At 72.6% G+C, this 15473-nt stretch carries 13 protein-coding genes; 8 read left to right on the forward strand and 5 right to left on the reverse strand.

The window, feature by feature from the left end:
- Positions 1-168 precede the first annotated feature (168 nt).
- Both IO36_RS13020 and IO36_RS13025 read left to right on the forward strand, forming a co-directional pair.
- The gene (locus IO36_RS13020) at positions 169-768 is read left to right on the forward strand and encodes an Imm21 family immunity protein (protein ID WP_245173249.1); all 600 of its coding nucleotides are present in this window, start codon (positions 169-171) and stop codon (positions 766-768) included.
- A 780-nt stretch (positions 769-1548) separates the two neighbouring features.
- The gene (locus tag IO36_RS13025; RefSeq protein ID WP_245173250.1) at positions 1549-1959 is read left to right on the forward strand and encodes a DUF6281 family protein; all 411 of its coding nucleotides are present in this window, start codon (positions 1549-1551) and stop codon (positions 1957-1959) included.
- Positions 1960-2202: 243 nt separating this feature from the next.
- Here IO36_RS13025 and IO36_RS13030 read toward each other — a convergent pair whose 3' ends face one another.
- Positions 2203-3069 carry an RNA polymerase sigma-70 factor gene (locus tag IO36_RS13030; protein ID WP_037619903.1) on the reverse strand — a complete coding sequence of 289 codons (867 nt, stop codon included), beginning with the start codon at positions 3067-3069 and terminating at the stop codon, positions 2203-2205.
- 67 nt (positions 3070-3136) lie between these two features.
- On the reverse strand, positions 3137-3706 hold the full coding sequence (locus tag IO36_RS13035) for a carboxymuconolactone decarboxylase family protein (RefSeq protein WP_037619640.1): 570 nt from the start codon (positions 3704-3706) through the stop codon (positions 3137-3139).
- A 207-nt stretch (positions 3707-3913) separates the two neighbouring features.
- Between IO36_RS13035 and IO36_RS13040 the strand changes: the two genes are divergently transcribed.
- Positions 3914-4843, forward strand: a complete 930-nt coding sequence (locus IO36_RS13040; protein WP_037619641.1) for an ADP-ribosylglycohydrolase family protein — start codon at positions 3914-3916, stop codon at positions 4841-4843.
- A gap of 205 nt (positions 4844-5048) precedes the next feature.
- On the opposite strand, the gene IO36_RS13045 is transcribed toward IO36_RS13040, so the two are convergent.
- Positions 5049-6158, reverse strand: a complete 1110-nt coding sequence (locus tag IO36_RS13045; RefSeq protein ID WP_037619642.1) for an FAD-dependent oxidoreductase — start codon at positions 6156-6158, stop codon at positions 5049-5051.
- A 68-nt stretch (positions 6159-6226) separates the two neighbouring features.
- Between IO36_RS13045 and IO36_RS13050 the strand changes: the two genes are divergently transcribed.
- On the forward strand, positions 6227-6907 hold the full coding sequence (locus IO36_RS13050; RefSeq protein ID WP_037619643.1) for a TetR/AcrR family transcriptional regulator: 681 nt from the start codon (positions 6227-6229) through the stop codon (positions 6905-6907).
- Positions 6908-7146: 239 nt separating this feature from the next.
- On the opposite strand, the gene IO36_RS13055 is transcribed toward IO36_RS13050, so the two are convergent.
- Positions 7147-8220: an alpha/beta fold hydrolase gene (locus IO36_RS13055; protein WP_078943159.1), complete on the reverse strand. Its 1074-nt coding sequence runs from the start codon at positions 8218-8220 to the stop codon at positions 7147-7149.
- Here IO36_RS13055 and IO36_RS13060 point away from each other — a divergent pair.
- The 3 genes from IO36_RS13060 (at position 8193) to IO36_RS48085 (ending at position 13255) form a co-directional block, all read left to right on the forward strand.
- On the forward strand, positions 8193-9143 hold the full coding sequence (locus IO36_RS13060; RefSeq protein ID WP_425535526.1) for a helix-turn-helix domain-containing protein: 951 nt from the start codon (positions 8193-8195) through the stop codon (positions 9141-9143). The genes IO36_RS13055 and IO36_RS13060 overlap by 28 nt on opposite strands.
- A 196-nt stretch (positions 9144-9339) precedes the next feature.
- Entirely contained in the window at positions 9340-12138 is a 2799-nt protein-coding gene (locus tag IO36_RS13065; RefSeq protein ID WP_078943160.1) for a lysylphosphatidylglycerol synthase domain-containing protein, read from the forward strand.
- A 502-nt stretch (positions 12139-12640) separates the two neighbouring features.
- Positions 12641-13255, forward strand: coding sequence for a hypothetical protein (locus tag IO36_RS48085; protein ID WP_037619645.1), 615 nt, complete (start codon positions 12641-12643; stop codon positions 13253-13255).
- Positions 13256-13433: 178 nt separating this feature from the next.
- On the opposite strand, the gene IO36_RS13075 is transcribed toward IO36_RS48085, so the two are convergent.
- Complete coding sequence (locus tag IO36_RS13075) at positions 13434-14033, reverse strand: CGNR zinc finger domain-containing protein (RefSeq protein ID WP_037619646.1); 600 nt, start codon at positions 14031-14033, stop codon at positions 13434-13436.
- Positions 14034-14166: 133 nt separating this feature from the next.
- Here IO36_RS13075 and IO36_RS13080 point away from each other — a divergent pair, with 133 nt between their 5' ends.
- Positions 14167-15456, forward strand: coding sequence for an MFS transporter (locus tag IO36_RS13080; protein ID WP_078943161.1), 1290 nt, complete (start codon positions 14167-14169; stop codon positions 15454-15456).
- Positions 15457-15473 lie beyond the last annotated feature (17 nt).

A 15473-nucleotide genomic window follows, 5' to 3' on the forward strand; every position in this document is an offset into this window, starting at 1 on the left:
CTTCCTGGGGCGCCGACGCCTGGCCATCACTTTGTCGGCCAGGTCGGCCCGGTCGGTCAGATCCTGGCGGGGAATCTTCGCACGACGACCCTCCGTCCGAAAACGGGTCCACGGGGGTCCAGTGCATCGGGAAAGCCCGTTGTCAGTGGGCGGCGGCACACTGACGGCGTGAGTGACTCTGTCTCTGCCGTGACAGGCGTGTCCCCCGCTTCCCCTCTTTCCTGGGTGGAGTCGGAGGGCGGGCCTCTGGTCGTCGTCCCGGTCTCCGCGCTGGCCGCGTGGCGGGGCTGCACGCTCAGCGAGGTCGACATCGTCTACGACGACTGCGACCGGGCCTGTGCCGTGGCGGGTCTGGCCGGTGTGATTGCCGTCGGCACGCACGGCGCGCAGGCGCTGGTGTTGGGCGACGAGCCCGCCGTGAGTTGCTATCTGCCCGAGCAGCGGGTCTTCCTGCGGTGGCTCGCCGCCTCCTCGGACGCCGCGATCAAGGCCGGGGCGCTGGGTGTGCTCGCCGCCCCGGACACGCCGTGGGAGGAATGCGGGACCTGGGTGGTGGATGGTCCGGCCGTGCTCATCAGCGCCGCCGAGGCGGGCGCCGCCCTGAACATCAGGGATCACTGGGGCAGGTTGCCCGACCAGGCGCCGGTCCCGCTGCCGGCCGGCCGCTGGAGGGTCCGTGCCGTGCACGCCCAGGCGGACAGGCACACGTGGGTGGGCCTGGTCCAGCTCCTGCCCGATGGTGGTTCGGCGGGCGGCGGGCCCTCCTGAGCGCGTGCGCGTGCTGCACCGTGCGCCGCGGCCCCGGCGGTGTCGGCAGTCCCGGCGCGGTGTCGGCTGGCTCGCGGCCGCATTTTGCGGTGGTCGGTGGCTGGACCCTGGTCGGTCGTGGCCCCGCCCGGTGGCCATCCCGAGGGGCCCGGATCCTTGCGGCCGCTCCCAGGGGCGCCGGTAGGGTTGGAGCGTGAGACGTTCGCAGCGTGCCCAGCGCCCCGTTGCCGATTCGGCCGCGACCGCCGCGGCGGCTGCGGCGTTCCTGGACACGCAGGAGATCACGACGACGGGCTGCCGCGGGTGCGGGACCGAGATCTCCGGAGTGAACGGGCGCTATTCGTGCGGGGCGTGCGGGTGGACGAATCCCTGGCACGAGGGGCATCGGGATCTGCCGGGCGCCGAGGACGATCCGGATTGGCCCGGTCGTAAGCGCAGTTCGGGGACCTGACGGCCTGCATCCACGCAATGGGGCCGGGGCGGCGTGGCGCGCTCTGGCCTGCCGTACGAGCTGCGAGGCGGCCATAGGCACCCGGTCGCTGTACCTCCCACCGCCGGCTGACCATCTGGGACGCGGTTCTGCATTTTGCCCGTGCCCTGCGCCGAAGAACGTTCTCCGCGCGGCCGGCGCCCCCGGCGGCCCGCACGGCGACCGTTCAGTGACAGGCAGCCGCCGGCTGACCGAACGCGCACAGCCTCCGCGGCGTCGTACTCATGAGACCGGACGCCTTTCGGGCTGAAGGACGTCAGCGGGCGAACGTTCCACGAGGAGGCGGATCGATGAAGGGCGTGAACCTGTTCGGCGTGGCGGGGGCCGTGAAGGTGCTGTCGGTGGCGGTCCTGGTCACGACGGCCGTCGGCTGCACCGCCTCCACGGGCGGTGACGGCGGCGGCTCCGCCGCATCGTGTACGTACCGGGTGGAGTACGCGGGCCGAACGTACCTGGGATCGGAAGCCAAGGGATTCGTCCTGGGCGCGAGACTCGGTGCCGCCACGGTTCCCGCCTGCGACGACACTCCCGGTCATGGCGACGACTCCAAGCGGGCGACGCCGGCGACGGCCTACGCGATCAAGGGAGTCGATCCCGGCGTCGCCATCGCGTTGAAGGACGCCGGGGACGACGTCATCTTCGTCGACGTGAGCTCCGGCACCACGTTGCCCGAGATCAAGAAGCTGATCCGGGGGTCGTGACACCGGTGGCCAGTCGGCCGAACCGGATGTCCGAGAGAAGTGTCCGACGGACCTGTTCGCCGCCCGTATCCCGCTCGGGCCGCGGGGGGGGCGAGGCCCGGTTCAGAGGTCCTGCCCGGCATCCGCGTGCTGGGCAGGACCTCGTACGGCATCCCCTGGCGGCTGGACGACGAACGTGTCGGCCGACCTACTGGCGGACAGGCGAGTGGCGGCTGCCTGGGCTGTCCGGGGGCGTGGCCGTCGTCATCTGGCCAGTTCGGCCGGCTCCTCCAGGCGTGTCAGCTTCTGCGGGTTGCGGACCACGTAGATGCGGGCCACGCGGCCGTCCGCCACCTCCAGGCTGATCGCGGCCGGCTCCCCGTCGAAGTCGACCCTGACCCCGGGCTCGCCGTTGAGGGAGACGACCGCCGTCCCGAGCGAGGCGACCACCTGCCGCACCCGGGCGAGCACCGGCGCCACCTCGGCCGCCCCGTCGATCGGCACCAGGGCGGCGGACACCAGCCCTCCCCCGTCGGCGATCAGGACCACGTCGGGGGCCATGACGTCCAGCAGGTCCTGGAGCCTGCCCGTGCGCAGCGCGGCCAGGAACCGTTCCACCACCGCCTGCTGTTCCGAGCGGCTCACCCGCATCCGCGGGCGGCGGGCGCTGACGTGTTCGCGGGCCCGCCGGGCGATCTGCCGCACCGCGGACGACGATTTCCCGACGGCCTCGGCTATCTCCGTATACGGCAGGTCGAAGACCTCGCGGAGCACGAACACGGCCCGTTCGGTGGGCGCGAGCGTCTCGAGCACGGTCAGCATCGCGATCGAGACGCTCTCCGCGAGCTGGACGTCCTCGGCCACGTCCGGGGTGGTCAGCAGCGGTTCCGGGAGCCACTGCCCGACGTAGTCCTCGCGGCTGCGTGCGAGGGTGCGCAGCCTGTTGAGGGACTGCCGGGTGACGGCCCGTACGAGGTACGCGCGCGGCTCGCGGACCTGGGAGCGGTCGATGCCGGCCCAGCGCAGCCAGGTCTCCTGTAAGACATCCTCGGCGTCCGCCGCGGAGCCCAGCATCTCGTAGGCGACGGTGAACAGCAGTCTGCGGTGGATGACGAACGGGTCATCGGTCACGGGGTAATCGGTCATGGGGTCATGATTCGCGGCGGTCATGGCGGCATCATTCACGGCAGTCATGGCGTCAGGCGGCGCTCGCGGTCCGGGGCCGTTCGGCCAGCGGGATCCGGCAGGCCTCGGAGTAGCCCTGGGAGGTGATCCCGTGGGCCGTGTTGACCCGGGTCGACAGGTTGGCGATCCCGACGAACACGGTGAGTTCGACCAGGCCGGCGGGGCCGAGCTGCCGGAGCAGGCTCCCCGACAGCTCGTCGGAGACGGTGGGCGGCGTGTTGGTCATGGCCTCGGAGTACTCCATCACCTCGCGCTCCAGCGGGGTGAACACGTCGCTGGCGCGCCAGTCGGGGACCTGGCTCGCCTTGTCCAGGTCGAGGTCCTGGTTCAGGGCGGCGAAGTAGTTGACGTCCAGGCACCAGCCGCAGCCGACCTGCGCCGCCACCGCCATGTGCGCGAACGTCTTGAGTCCCTCGTCGACCGCGTCCCACGCCGCGGCCTTGGCCGAGAACTCAAGGCTGGCGGTCGCGACGGCAGGCTGGTTGAACGCGACCTCGACGGGCTCGGGCACGGCGCCGAGCTGCTGGGCCAGGGCCTCCTTCAGCTGCATGGGGAGTTCGGCCTTGGGGATGCGCGGGGTCATGGTGTCTCCTTCGTCTTCTTCAAAGGCTGGTTGGCCGGTTCGGTCGGCTGAGCCGGTCCGCTTGTCCGCTCGACCCACCTGGTCGAGCGGTTCGGCATGAAGACACCGGCGGGCTCGCGGATGTGACAGCCGCTGTGCAGTACGCCTGTCCTCAACTCCCCGTAATTCCGGGCGCGGTGGTGCCGCCCCGGTTGACATACTGCGCTGATGATCACCTTGCCCCCCGCCGTGCTGGATTCGTTGTACGGGCTCGCGTTCGGCGACGCCTTCGGTGACCGTTGGTTCGGCATCCTGCGCCGGGAAGGGCCGGCGGCCCTCGAGGCGCGGGTGCTGCCCCCGGAGCCGCTGTGGCAGTGGACCGACGACACCGCCCAGGCTCTCGTGCTGGTGCGCGAACTCGCCGAGGGCGGCGGCATCGTCGACCAGGACCGTCTCGCGCTGCGCCTCGCCGCCGCCTACGCCGAGGACACGCACCGCGGTTACGGGGCCTCGATGCACGACGTGCTCCGGCGGATCGGTGCGGGCGAGGACTGGCGAGAGGTGGTCTCCGGGCAGTTCGGGGGCCAAGGCTCCTGGGGCAACGGCGCGGCCATGCGGGCCGCCCCGCTCGGCGCCTGGCACGCCGCCGACCTCGACGCGGTCGCCGAGCAGGCCGCGCGCCAGAGCACCGTCTCGCACCACCACCCGGAGGCCGTCGCCGGGGCCGTGGCGGTCGCCCTCGCGACGGCGCTGGCCACCCGCAGCCGGGGCGGGCCCGCCCCGGACCGGCCGGAATTCCTGCACGCGGTCGCGGCACAACTCCCCGACAGCGACGTCCGGTCGGGGGTACGCATCGCGGCCCGGATGCCGGAACACACCTCGGTCCGGCACGCGGCCGAGGTACTGGGCTCCGGGTACCGGATGTCGGGGCCCGACACCGTCCCGTACGCCCTGTGGTGCGCGGCGGGGCACCTCGACGACCTGCACGAGGGCCTGTGGTCCACGGTCGGCGGTCGCGGCGACATCGACACCACCTGCGCCATCGCGGGCGGGGTGATCGCCGCCCGCACGGGGGTCGCCGCGCTGCCCGCCTCCTGGCACGCGGCGCGCGAGCCGCTGCCGCCGGTGGTCGCGGAGCAGGAACTCCGGGCGCCCTAGCGGGGGTTCGGGGATGCGGGAGGGCCGGGCGAACGGCAGTGTGGGGGCACGTGGTCCGACGCCGGGCAGCGCTCCGGTGCAGCCAGAGGCGCTGCGGCCAGGTATCGGCAGCGGCACGCCCACCTCACAGCCCGGGCGGCTCACACAGTCCGGGCCTCCCCGCGGCGGCGGCCCGGCCGCATGCGGGACCGCGTTCGGAATGCGCTCAGCCCGGCTGGAAGAACGCGAGCACCTTGCGAGCCGCACCCGGTGATGTCAGCAGGTCGTGCATCCTCGCGGACATCCGGGCGGCGGCACCGGCGCGTTCGAACATCTCGCGTTCGTACGCCTTGACGGCGGCCGGGACGTCGCCCGGATGCGCCGCCAGGGCGAGAGCGAGCTGGGCTCCGTCCAGCAGGGCCATGTTGGCGCCCTCCCCCACCGGCGGCATCAGGTGCGCGGCGTCGCCGATCAGCGTGACGTCCGGTGCCGAGGGCCAGTTCAGGCCGACCGGGAGGGTGGTGATCGCCCGCGGCACGACCATGTCGTCGCAGGCCGCGATCAGCGCGTGGAAGCGTGCGTCCCAGCCCGGGAGCAGCTCGATCAGCCGTGCCCGGGCGGCGGCCGGGTCGTCGAGGGGGATCCGGCTCGTGGCGAACCAGTCCTCGGGAGTGTTGTAGAGGCCGAGGCCTATACGGACGCGGCCGTCGCCGTTGCGCTGGGCCGCGAGGGAGATGCCGTCGCCCAGCACCCAGTAGGTGCCCCGGCCGACCATCGCGGCGAGGTCGGGGTACGTGCGGTCGATGTCGGGGATGCCGATCTCGACGACGTTGTGCCCGATGTGCGCGGGGCGGGCGTCGGTGAGCAGCGGGCGGACCCGGGACTGTGCGCCGTCCGCGCCGACCAGCAGGTCGTACGGGGCGCTGGTGCCGTCGGCGAAGTGCAGCCGGCCCTCCTCGGCGGAGGTGAAGGCGTGTCCCCAGCGCACAACGCCTTCCGGGAGGGAGTCCAGCAGAAGGGCGCGCAGGTCTGCACGGTCGACCTCGGGCCGTAGGAGCGGGGCGTCGTCGGGCGTGTCCTCCTGGAGCAGCAGGGTTCCGTCCGGTTCGAGAAGGCGCATGTCCTGGCCCTCGCCGCGGGCGATGGTGTGGAACCGGTCGATCAGCCGGGCCTCGCGCAGGGCGCGTTGGCCGGAGTGGATGTCGAGCATGCCGCCCTGACCGCGTGCGTCGCGTGAGGTCTCACGTTCGTAGACGACGCAGTCCATGCCGTTCACGTGCAGCACCCGGGCCAGGGCCAGGCCGCCGAGCCCGGCTCCGACGATGGCGATGGTCATGAGGCCCCCTTCGATACACCGTATGAGTCGATACACTGTATCGCCTCGATGCGAGGTACTGTGGCGCCATGTTGGTGTGGGAGAGACCGGAGCCGCAGGAGAGACCGGCTCCGGTCCCGCTGAGCCGGGAACGGATCGTGCGGGCGGCGATCCGGCTGGCCGACGCGGACGGCCTGGACGCGGTGTCCCTGCGCAAGGTCGCCACCGAGCTGGACGTCCGTCCGATGCGCCTGTACAGCTACATCGACAGCAAGGACGAGCTGCTCGACCTCATGGTCGACGCCGCCTACGCCGAGATCAGACCGACCGGGGACACCTGGCGGGAGGTCCTGCGGTCCCTGGCCGAATCCACCCGGCACACCGTCCACGAACACGAATGGTTCGCCGACCTCCTCGGCGGCCGCCCCCAGCTCGGGCCGCATGCGCTGGCCTGCGGGGAGAGTGTGGTCGCCGCGCTCGACGGCGTCGGCCTGGACGCCGTGATGCCGGCGGTCGGGGCGGTCAACGCCTACGTGATCGGCGCGGTGCGTCGGGAGATCGCCGGGCAGCGCGCCGAGCGGGCCACCGGGATGGACGAGAAGCGCTGGCAGGCCGAGCTCGGGCCCTATCTGCGGCGGCAGTTCGCCACCGGCCGGTTTCCCGCGCTGTCCACCGTGGTACGCGACGCGGCCCATCTGGACGCCGACGAAACCTTCCGGATCGGCCTGGAGTGCCTGCTCGACGGCATCGAGGCACGCATTTCGCGCTGACGAGGCGGGTCGGACCGGTCCGCGGACGCACGCCGGGTGAGCGACCCGGGAGGAGCACCGCGCGGAGAGCCCCCGTTCTCCCGGCGGCCGAGCCCTCCGCGCTGTTCAAGGCCCACGCTGCCCCCCGATTCGCACGGGCGGCCGGTCGCCGTTGGTCCGGCCCCGGAGGACCGGCGGCGGTTCGCTCCGGATGGCGGGCATCGGGCGGCAACGGTCTGATGCCGAGCGGCCGGCCCGGGTCATGGACGTAGGAACTGTGCGGCGTCGGCGCCCCAGGCGCGCAGGTCGTCCATGTGATGGGCGGTCTTCATCCGTGCGCCGGGGATCACCGAGGCCAGTGTCTCGGCGGTCGACAGCGGGTGGCCCGGGTCGCCCGTCCAGGGCAGGATCAGGACCGGCATCCGCAGCCCGGCCAGCGCCTCCTTGGCCGGCAGGTCGGACGCGGCGGCGCCGCGCAGGATCGCGGGGAGCAGGTCCGCGTCGGCCTCGATGGGGAACGGGAAGCCCGGCGCACCCCGGTAGGGATCCGGTACGGGGGCCGCGGCAAGGGCGGTGTCGATGACCCCGGCCCCGTGTTCCTCCACCAGATCGGCCAACTGCTCGTAGGCGGCGGCCTGCTGGGGTCGGCTCTCCCAGGCCGTGGGAGGTGCCGTGAGCACGAGGCGGTCGAAGCGGTGCGGGGCCATGACCGCGGCGTGGAGCAGGGTGGCGGTACCCAGGGAGAGTCCGATGCCGGCGACCGGCGCGTCCGGGGAGACCACGTCGAGGAGAGTGAGCAGGTCGCGGGCGAGCCGGGGGAAGCGGAAGTCGTCCGGGACGGGCTGTCCGGTGGAGCGGCCGTGGCCACGGGCGTCGTAGCGGACCAGCTGCCGGCCCGCGGCGGCCACGGGGCTCCAGTCGAAGGCGCCGAACGACTCCGGGGTCAGGCTGCTGCTGCACAGGGGGTGGGCCCAGACGGCGGCCGGTCCACTGCCCGTCCGGGTCCAGGCGAGACGGGCACCGGGAACATCGGCCTCGTTCCAGGCGGGGTGGGAGTCGGGGGTGGTGGTCTCGTCCCACCCGGTGGGACGGGTGTCCGTGACGATGGTCTCGCGTCGTGCGGCGTGAGCGTCGGTCGTGGAGGTCTCGCGCACGGCGCGGCCGGCCTGGGACTTGGACGTCTCGCTCCCTTCGCGGCCGGCGCCGGATGTGGAGGTCTCGCTCCTGGGGGCGAGGGCGCCGGGGGCCGTGGAGGTCTCGCTTCCGGGAGCATGGGCGCCGGGGGCCGTGGTCTCGTGCTGGTGGGATGCCTGGGTGCGGGTTTCGTCGAGCATGGATCGATCATGTGCCCGGCAGGGGGCCCTGTGGCAGGCCGGGTCTCTCCCGGGGAGAGGTTCTCCCTGGCAGGAATCGTGGCAGGGTGGCAGATGTGGACGGAGATCAGTTGGCGCAGTTTCTGCGCATGAGGCGTGCGGCGGTCCAACCGGCCGACGCCGTCGGGGGTTTGCGCAGGGTGGCGGGGCTCCGTCGCGAGGAGGTCGCCGAACGCGCCGGCATCTCGCTGGACTACTACACACGGCTGGAGCAGAACCGCACCAGCAGGCCCTCGGCTCAGGTAGTCGCGTCTCTCGCGACGGCGCTGGAGATGACCGAACCGCAGCGGGCCCATCTCCACCGGCTGGCGGACCATCCCGTGCAGCCCGCTCCCTCCCAAGTCCTGGAGCCCGAGCCCGCGTTGCTCCGCGTCCTGGAGCAGCTCACCGCCGTACCGGCGCACATCATGACCGATCTCGGCGAGACGCTCGCGCAGAACCGGCTGTCCGTCGCCCTGTTCTCGGACGCGTCGCGGTACACGGGCGCGAGCCGCAGTACGTACTACCGCTGGTTCACGGATCCCGCCGCACGCGAGGTGTTCACGGAGGAGACCCGGGACCAGGAGACCCGTGCCCGCGTGGCCGATCTGCGGGCGACCCTGGTGCGCCGGTCCGACGCGGCGGCCCGGGACCTGGTCGCGCAATTGCTGCGGGAGAGCCCCGAGTTCGAGGAACTGTGGGCCGCGCACGAGGTGTCGGCGCGCTTCACGCAGCGCAAGCGGGTCGTCGGACCGACCGGCGTGCTCGAGCTGTACGCGCAGTTCCTCAGCGCCGGCACTGCGCATCAGATCCTGGTGGTGTTCACCCCGGCCGACGGCACGGACGCGGCCGAACGACTGCGGGGCATCGGCGAGTTGTCGGGGTCGGCGGCGGGTACGGACTGACGCGACCGCGCGACCACCCTGCGGCCGGCGACCGCCCAGGGCGGACGTGAAGAGCCGCACACGGGAGTTGGTGCCGGTCGTGCCGGACCGGGTGTCCTCATGTGGGACAGGTAGGGTACCCCGGGCAGTTGGGGGCGGTTTGGGCGAGACAAAACCGTACGGAAGAAGAAGGCACCGAACCGTTGAGGCAAGAGCGTTGAACGTACCGGACGTGAAACCGACCGAGGCGCATCATGCCGAGGCGCACCGCGGCGACGGGTCTCGTACCGAGGGGCCAGGTGCCGAGGTACGTCGTGCCGGGTATTCCGGGGCCAACGAGCCGTTTCTCCCGGCGCGTTGCCGAAGGGCGGCGGACCTGCTGCGTCTGCTGACCGGAGTGCTCGGCATCGCCCTGCTCCTGGTCGTGGCCTGGGGCGCGCACGCCACCACCTCCGGTGTCGAGCACGACGTCTCGCGCAGCACCACCGCCCACACCTCCCGCCATCTGATCGACTTCCTCGGCTCCCCCGCCAACCTGGCCGTGCTCCTCGTCCCGGTCCTGTTCGCCCTCGAGCGGCTCCTGCGCCGGGACGGTGCGCGGGTGGCCGACGGCGTCCTGGCGGCCGTCCTCGCGCACGGCGCCGCGCTCGGCACCGGCTTGTGGGTGACGCGGTACGCGCCCTTCGCCGTCCATGACGCGCTCACCCGGGTCGCGCCCGGCGGCGGTGTCACGGACCCCGTGCACGGCTATGTCGCTCCGGTCGTCGCCTTCATGACGGCGGTGGGCACGGCGCGCCGTCCTCGCTGGCGGGCGACGCTGTGGACCGTGCTCGTCCTGAACGCCTTCACGACGCTGGCCGGCGGGTACACCACGCTGTCCTCCGTCGTACTCACGCTGCTGATCGGCTGGAGCGTGGGCTGCGGCACGCTGTACGCCGTCGGCACGCCGAACGTGCGGCCCACCACCCTCACGCTCCTGGCCGCGCTGCGGCGGGCCGCTTTCACGCCTATCGCCGCCCGGCAACTGGAGGATCCAGCCTCCTCCCCCGCGGGCCGAGGCCGTCGCTACCGTGTGACCCGCGAGGACGGGGCGCCGCTCGACGTCACGGTCGTCGACCGGGAACAGCAGGCACACGCCTTCATGCACCAGGCCTGGCGCCAGGTGCTGATGCGCCCGATCAGCGAGCGCGGCAGTCTCCAGTCGCTGCGCCAGAGACTGGAGCAGGAGACACTGCTGGCGTACGCGGCCGTCGCGGCGGGGGCGCGCACGCCGAGGCTGATCGGCGGCTTCGAGCTCGGCCCCGACGCGGTGATGCTCGTCCACGAGCACGCCGAGGCGCGGCCCCTGGACCTGCTGACCGACGAGGAGGTCGGCGACGCGGTCCTCGACGGGGTCTGGGACCAGGTGCGCCTCCTGCACGCACGCCGTATCGCCCACCGGCGGCTGACCGGGGACTCGCTGCTGGTGGACGGCTCGGGCGGGGTCCTCCTCACCGGGCTGGGCCGCGGAGAGATCGCGGCCGGGGACATCCTGCTGCGGATGGACACGGCGCAACTGCTGACGACGCTCGCGCTGCGGGTGGGCCCCGAGCGGGCGGTCGCCTCGGCGACACGGGTGCTGGGGCCGGACGCCGTCGCGGGGAGCCTGCCGATGCTCCAGCCGATCGCGCTCAGCCGCTCCACCCGTACGACACTGCGCCGGCTCGCCGGGGAACGCGCGGAACGCGAGCGCCAGGCGGCTGCGCAGGCCGTCGGCACTCCGAAGGACGACTCCCAGCACGCCGTCACGTCGAGCCCCGGCGGCACAGGGGACGACCCCGCGGACGGCGATACCGCGCACACCGACACACCGGACGGCCGCACCACACACACCGACCGCGCGGACGGCGACACCGAACACGGCAGCCCCCCGGACGCCGGCACCCCGCACGGCAAGACCCGGGACACTATCCCCACACAGGCCAAGGCCCAGGACGCCGACACCCTGGACAGCGGCACCTCAGAGCACACCCCGGAAGACGACCCTCTGGCGCTCATCCGCCGCCAGGTCCTCCTCATGCGCCCGGAGGCACCCGTCGCCCCGGCCCGGCTGGAGCGGATCAGACCGCGCACCCTGGTCACACTCGTCGGCGGGGTCGCCGTCGCCAGCTATCTGCTCTCCCAGCTGGTCACGCTCGACCTCAACGCCCTGATCGAGCAGGCGAACTGGACCTGGGCCGTCCTCGCGCTGGCCTTCTCCGCCCTGACCTACGTGGCGGCGGCGATGACTCTGCTCGGCTTCGTCCCCGAGAAGGTCCCCTTCGGGCGGACCGTCCTGGCCCAGCTCGCCTCGTCGTTCGCCCTCGCCCCGGCCGCCGTCGGCGGCATCGCGCTCAACACCCGTTTCCTGCAGCGCAACCAGGTCAGGCCCGGGTTCGCGGTGGCTAGCGTGGGCGCCTCGCAGCTGGCCGGCGGCGTGGGCCATGTGCTCCTCATCGTCGTCTTCGGCTACGCGACGGGCACCCAGGACACGACGCTGCTCTCCCCGTCGAGCGCGACCACGGTGATCGGCGGGCTGCTCGCCGCCACCGTCCTCGCCCTGGCGGTCGCCGCCGTCCCGCCGCTGCGCAGATTCGTCACCACCCGGGTACGGGCCCTGTTCTCGGGGGTGCTGCCGCGCCTGCTCGACCTGTTGCAGCAACCCGCCAAGCTGGTCACCGGGTTCGGCGGCATCCTGCTGCTCAACCTCGCCTACATCGCCTGTCTGGACGCCTCGGTACGGGCGTTCGGCCACTCCATCGGCTTCGCGCCCCTGGCCTTCGCCTACCTCGTGGGCAGCGCCGCAGGCTCGGCCATCCCCACCCCGGGCGGGATCGGCGGTGTCGAGACGGCGCTCGCCAGCGCCCTGACCCTGGCCGGACTTCCGGCGTCCGCCGCGTTCTCCGCCGTGCTGCTGTACCGGCTTCTCACCTTCTGGCTCCCGGTGCTCCCGGGATGGCTCGCCTTCAGCCATCTGGTCCGAAAGCAGCTGCTCTAGCCCTTTCCGCCGAACCTGCCCATAGAATCTGCCTGTTGGCCCCTTTCCCGAGCCGGCACCCTGTTCCACCCACTTGACCGAACGCCCGATGATCAAGGAGCTCAGGATGCAGGACCGGCCCGAGGACGTCCCGGCACAGACGCCGACGCAGGCGTCGCCCCCGCCCGGACCGGCCGCCCCTCCCGCGCCCGGGCCCGCACCGGAACCCCAACCACGAGCGGACCAGCAGCCGTTCCCGTCGCCAAGACCGGAACCCGTACCGGGACCGGCCTCCGAGCCGAGCCCGTCAGCGCCCACGGTGGTGGCCCCGCTTCCGGCAGCACCGGCTCCGGCAGCTCCCCTTCCGGCGGCTCCGGCAGGGCACGTTCCAGCAGCGCCGGCCCCGATGGCGGCCGCCGGGTACGGCCCTTCTCCGGCCTACACTCAGGCCCAGCCGTACGGGTACGGCCAGCCGCCGGGCTTCCCTCCGCCCCCCGGAGCCAAGGGTGGCGCGGGGCGCGCGGTGCTGTGGGCCGTGGTCGGTGCGGTCGCCGCCTCCGCGCTGTGGGCCGCGGGCATCGTCGTGCTCGGCCCGCTGGGCGACAAGGCGGATCTCGCGGGGTACCAGGCCAAGTCCAACCTCTGCTCCTCGGTCGACTACACGGCCCTGCGCACCGAGTACACCCAGCAGGACAGTTCCCCCACGCACACCGCGCTGAAGCACAAGGCGATCGACGAGAGCTCCTGCAGCATCTCCCTGAAGACGGCGTCCAGTTCCTCCTACGCCGACGCCTACCTCTCGGTGGAGATGGATCTGCACAAGAAGACCGATCCCGCCGCCGAGTTCACGGCCGTGTGGTCCGAGTACGGCCAGCGCTACCCGGACTACGAGGTGCAGAAGGTGTCGGGTTTCGGGGACGAGGCCTACCTGGTCACCGAGGACACCACGTCCGGCGCGGGTACCAGCGGCAGCCGAGCGGTGATCCTCGCGGTGCGCGACGGCTGGATGACGTACCAGATGAACTGGAGCGTCTACACGTCCACCTATGACAAGACCACTCCGCCCGAGGTCAGCGATGTCTCCCGATGGGTGAGGACCGACACGCGCTCGACCTTGGAGAACCTCCGGTCCGGCTGACCCCACCGCGCGAGCACCGGCCTACCGCCGCCATGCAGACGGCACCGATGACGGAAACCGCAGTCTTAGAGCTGCGGTCCGTCATCGCCTGCGTCGTCCGTCTGCGCCAGATCCGCCATCCCGCCGGCGACGACGCATCGCCCGTACAGAGGGTCGTCGGCACCCCCAGTGACCGGGGTCAGGCCCCGGTCGTGTGCCTGGTGCGCCAGGTGTTCTTCTTGGACGTGTTCCCGCAGGTCTCCATGGAGCACCAACGCCGGTTCCCGGGACGGGAGGTGTCCAGGAACCAGGCGGCGCAGCGGGGCCCGGAGCATGCCCGTACCCGGCTCAGGGCGGGCGACGTGGCCAGGGTGACGGCGTCACGCGCGATGTCCGCGAGAACTGCGCCCACCGGGTCCTGCGCCGTGTGGACCGCCGCACCCGTGGCGTCGAGCCGTACGGCCGGAGTCGCGCCCGCGGCCACAGCGTTCAGCAGGTCGCGTTCGGCCGGGGGGCAGCCGGCCGGCCCGTCGTCGCCTCGGGCGGCCGTGAGCAGGGTGTGGACCGCTTCGCGCAGTGCCCGTGCCCTCAGGAGGACGGCCTCGTCCGGGACCGGGACGACCGTATCCGCCGGGTAGGGCCCGAGCTGGGCGACCCAGTCGGCCAGGTCCCGGGCGGCGGCCAGTTCCTCGGTGGCCTCGTCCGTGCCGCGCAGCCGCAGGGTGCGCATGAAGTCGAGGCACAGCCGGCCCGCGCCGCTGCGGAAGCGTGCCGTCGTCGGTTCGGAAGGGGACGCCATGACAACCACCTTAGCGGGGAACCGGTTTAACTGGTACGTTCGGGAACCGGTCAAACCGGTTCCCTGCGGCGAGGTGTCCAGCCCTGCCCCGTCCTCCTCCCCTTCAGCTCCTTTCACGGCCAAGGTGTACCCGATGCCCGACAGCCCTGCCCCTTCCGCCTCTCCCCCGATACCTGTCCAGATGCCGAGCCGGCCGCTGATCCTGCTGCTGGCCGTCACCTGCGGCGTCACGGTGGCCAACGTCTACTTCCCGCAGGCGGTCGGCCCGCTGGTCGCGGCCGATCTCCACGTGTCCCCCTCCTCCGCGACCCTGGTGGTCACCTGCACCCAACTCGGCTACGCGACGGGCATCTTCCTGCTGGTGCCGCTCGGCGACCGGGTGCGCCCACGCGTCCTCGTCCCGACCCTGCTGCTCCTGACCAGCGCGGGGTTACTCCTGGCCGCCACGGCCACCAGCCTGCCCGTCCTGGCCACCGCCGGCGCGCTCGTCGGCCTGACCACGGTGGTCCCGCAGATCCTCATCCCGCTGGCCGCCGGGCTCAGTTCACCGGAGCGGCGCGGAGTCGTTACGGGCACCCTGCTCTCGGGCCTGATCGGCGGAATCCTGCTCGCCCGTACGTTCTCCGGCACCCTGGGGCAGTGGATCGGCTGGCGCACGCCCTATCTGGCGGCCGCGGCCCTGGCCTTGCTCCTGACCCCGATCATGGCGGCCGCACTGCCGCGCACCGCGCCGGGCACCGATCAGCCGTACCCGAAGCTGCTCGCGGACTGCTTCCGGCTGCTGCGCACCGAGCCGCTGCTGCGGCGCTCCTGCCAGTACCAGGTCCTCGTGTTCGCCGCCTTCAGCGCCGCCTGGACCGCCCTGACCCTGTTCGTCACCGGCCCCCGGTACGGCCTGGGCACCGGGGCGGTCGGGGTCATCGCCCTCGTGGGCGCGGGCGGCATGTTCGCCGGCCCCGTCGCCGGCCGGCGCAGCGACCGGGACGGCCCCGATACCGTGAGCCTTCTCTGCCTGACCGGCGCCGTCGCGGCCGGGATGCTCCTGCTGACCGGGAACCTGGGCGGGCCCGCGGGCCTGGCCGGCCTCGGGGCGGGCATGCTGCTGCTGGACATGGCGACGCAGGCCGGCCAGGTGGCCAACCAGGCCCGCATCTTCGCCCTGCGCCCCGAGTTCCGGGCCCGCCTCAACACCGCGTACATGACCTGCGCGTTCCTGGGCGGCAGTGCCGGCTCCTGGCTCGGTGTCCGCGCCTACACGGCCTTCGGCTGGACCGGGGTGTGCGTGCTTGTCACGACCCTGGCCTGCCTAGCCCTGCTCCGCCACCTGCTGCGTGCCCGTCCCGTACCGACGCCCGCCGGGAGCACGGCTCCGCGAACGCCGGAAGCGTCCGGAGACTCGGACCGGCGCCAGGAAAAGGTGTAGGGCCGGCACGCCGCCGA

This window comes from Streptomyces aureus (genome assembly GCF_000725495.1).
GTDB lineage: Bacteria > Actinomycetota > Actinomycetes > Streptomycetales > Streptomycetaceae > Streptomyces > Streptomyces aureus_B.

What these genes read in the sequence shown, in the direction of transcription:
- IO36_RS13025 (WP_245173250.1), top strand. Translation starts at nt 1,549, where the DNA reads ATGAAGGGCGTGAACCTGTTCGGCGTGGCGGGGGCCGTGAAGGTGCTG.
- IO36_RS13035 (WP_037619640.1), bottom strand. Translation starts at nt 3,706, where the DNA reads ATGACCCCGCGCATCCCCAAGGCCGAACTCCCCATGCAGCTGAAGGAG.
- IO36_RS13040 (WP_037619641.1), top strand. Translation starts at nt 3,914, where the DNA reads ATGATCACCTTGCCCCCCGCCGTGCTGGATTCGTTGTACGGGCTCGCG.
- IO36_RS13045 (WP_037619642.1), bottom strand. Translation starts at nt 6,158, where the DNA reads ATGACCATCGCCATCGTCGGAGCCGGGCTCGGCGGCCTGGCCCTGGCC.
- IO36_RS13050 (WP_037619643.1), top strand. Translation starts at nt 6,227, where the DNA reads ATGTTGGTGTGGGAGAGACCGGAGCCGCAGGAGAGACCGGCTCCGGTC.
- IO36_RS13060 (WP_425535526.1), top strand. Translation starts at nt 8,193, where the DNA reads ATGCCTGGGTGCGGGTTTCGTCGAGCATGGATCGATCATGTGCCCGGC.
- IO36_RS13055 (WP_078943159.1), bottom strand. Translation starts at nt 8,220, where the DNA reads ATGCTCGACGAAACCCGCACCCAGGCATCCCACCAGCACGAGACCACG.
- IO36_RS13075 (WP_037619646.1), bottom strand. Translation starts at nt 14,033, where the DNA reads ATGGCGTCCCCTTCCGAACCGACGACGGCACGCTTCCGCAGCGGCGCG.
- IO36_RS13080 (WP_078943161.1), top strand. Translation starts at nt 14,167, where the DNA reads ATGCCCGACAGCCCTGCCCCTTCCGCCTCTCCCCCGATACCTGTCCAG.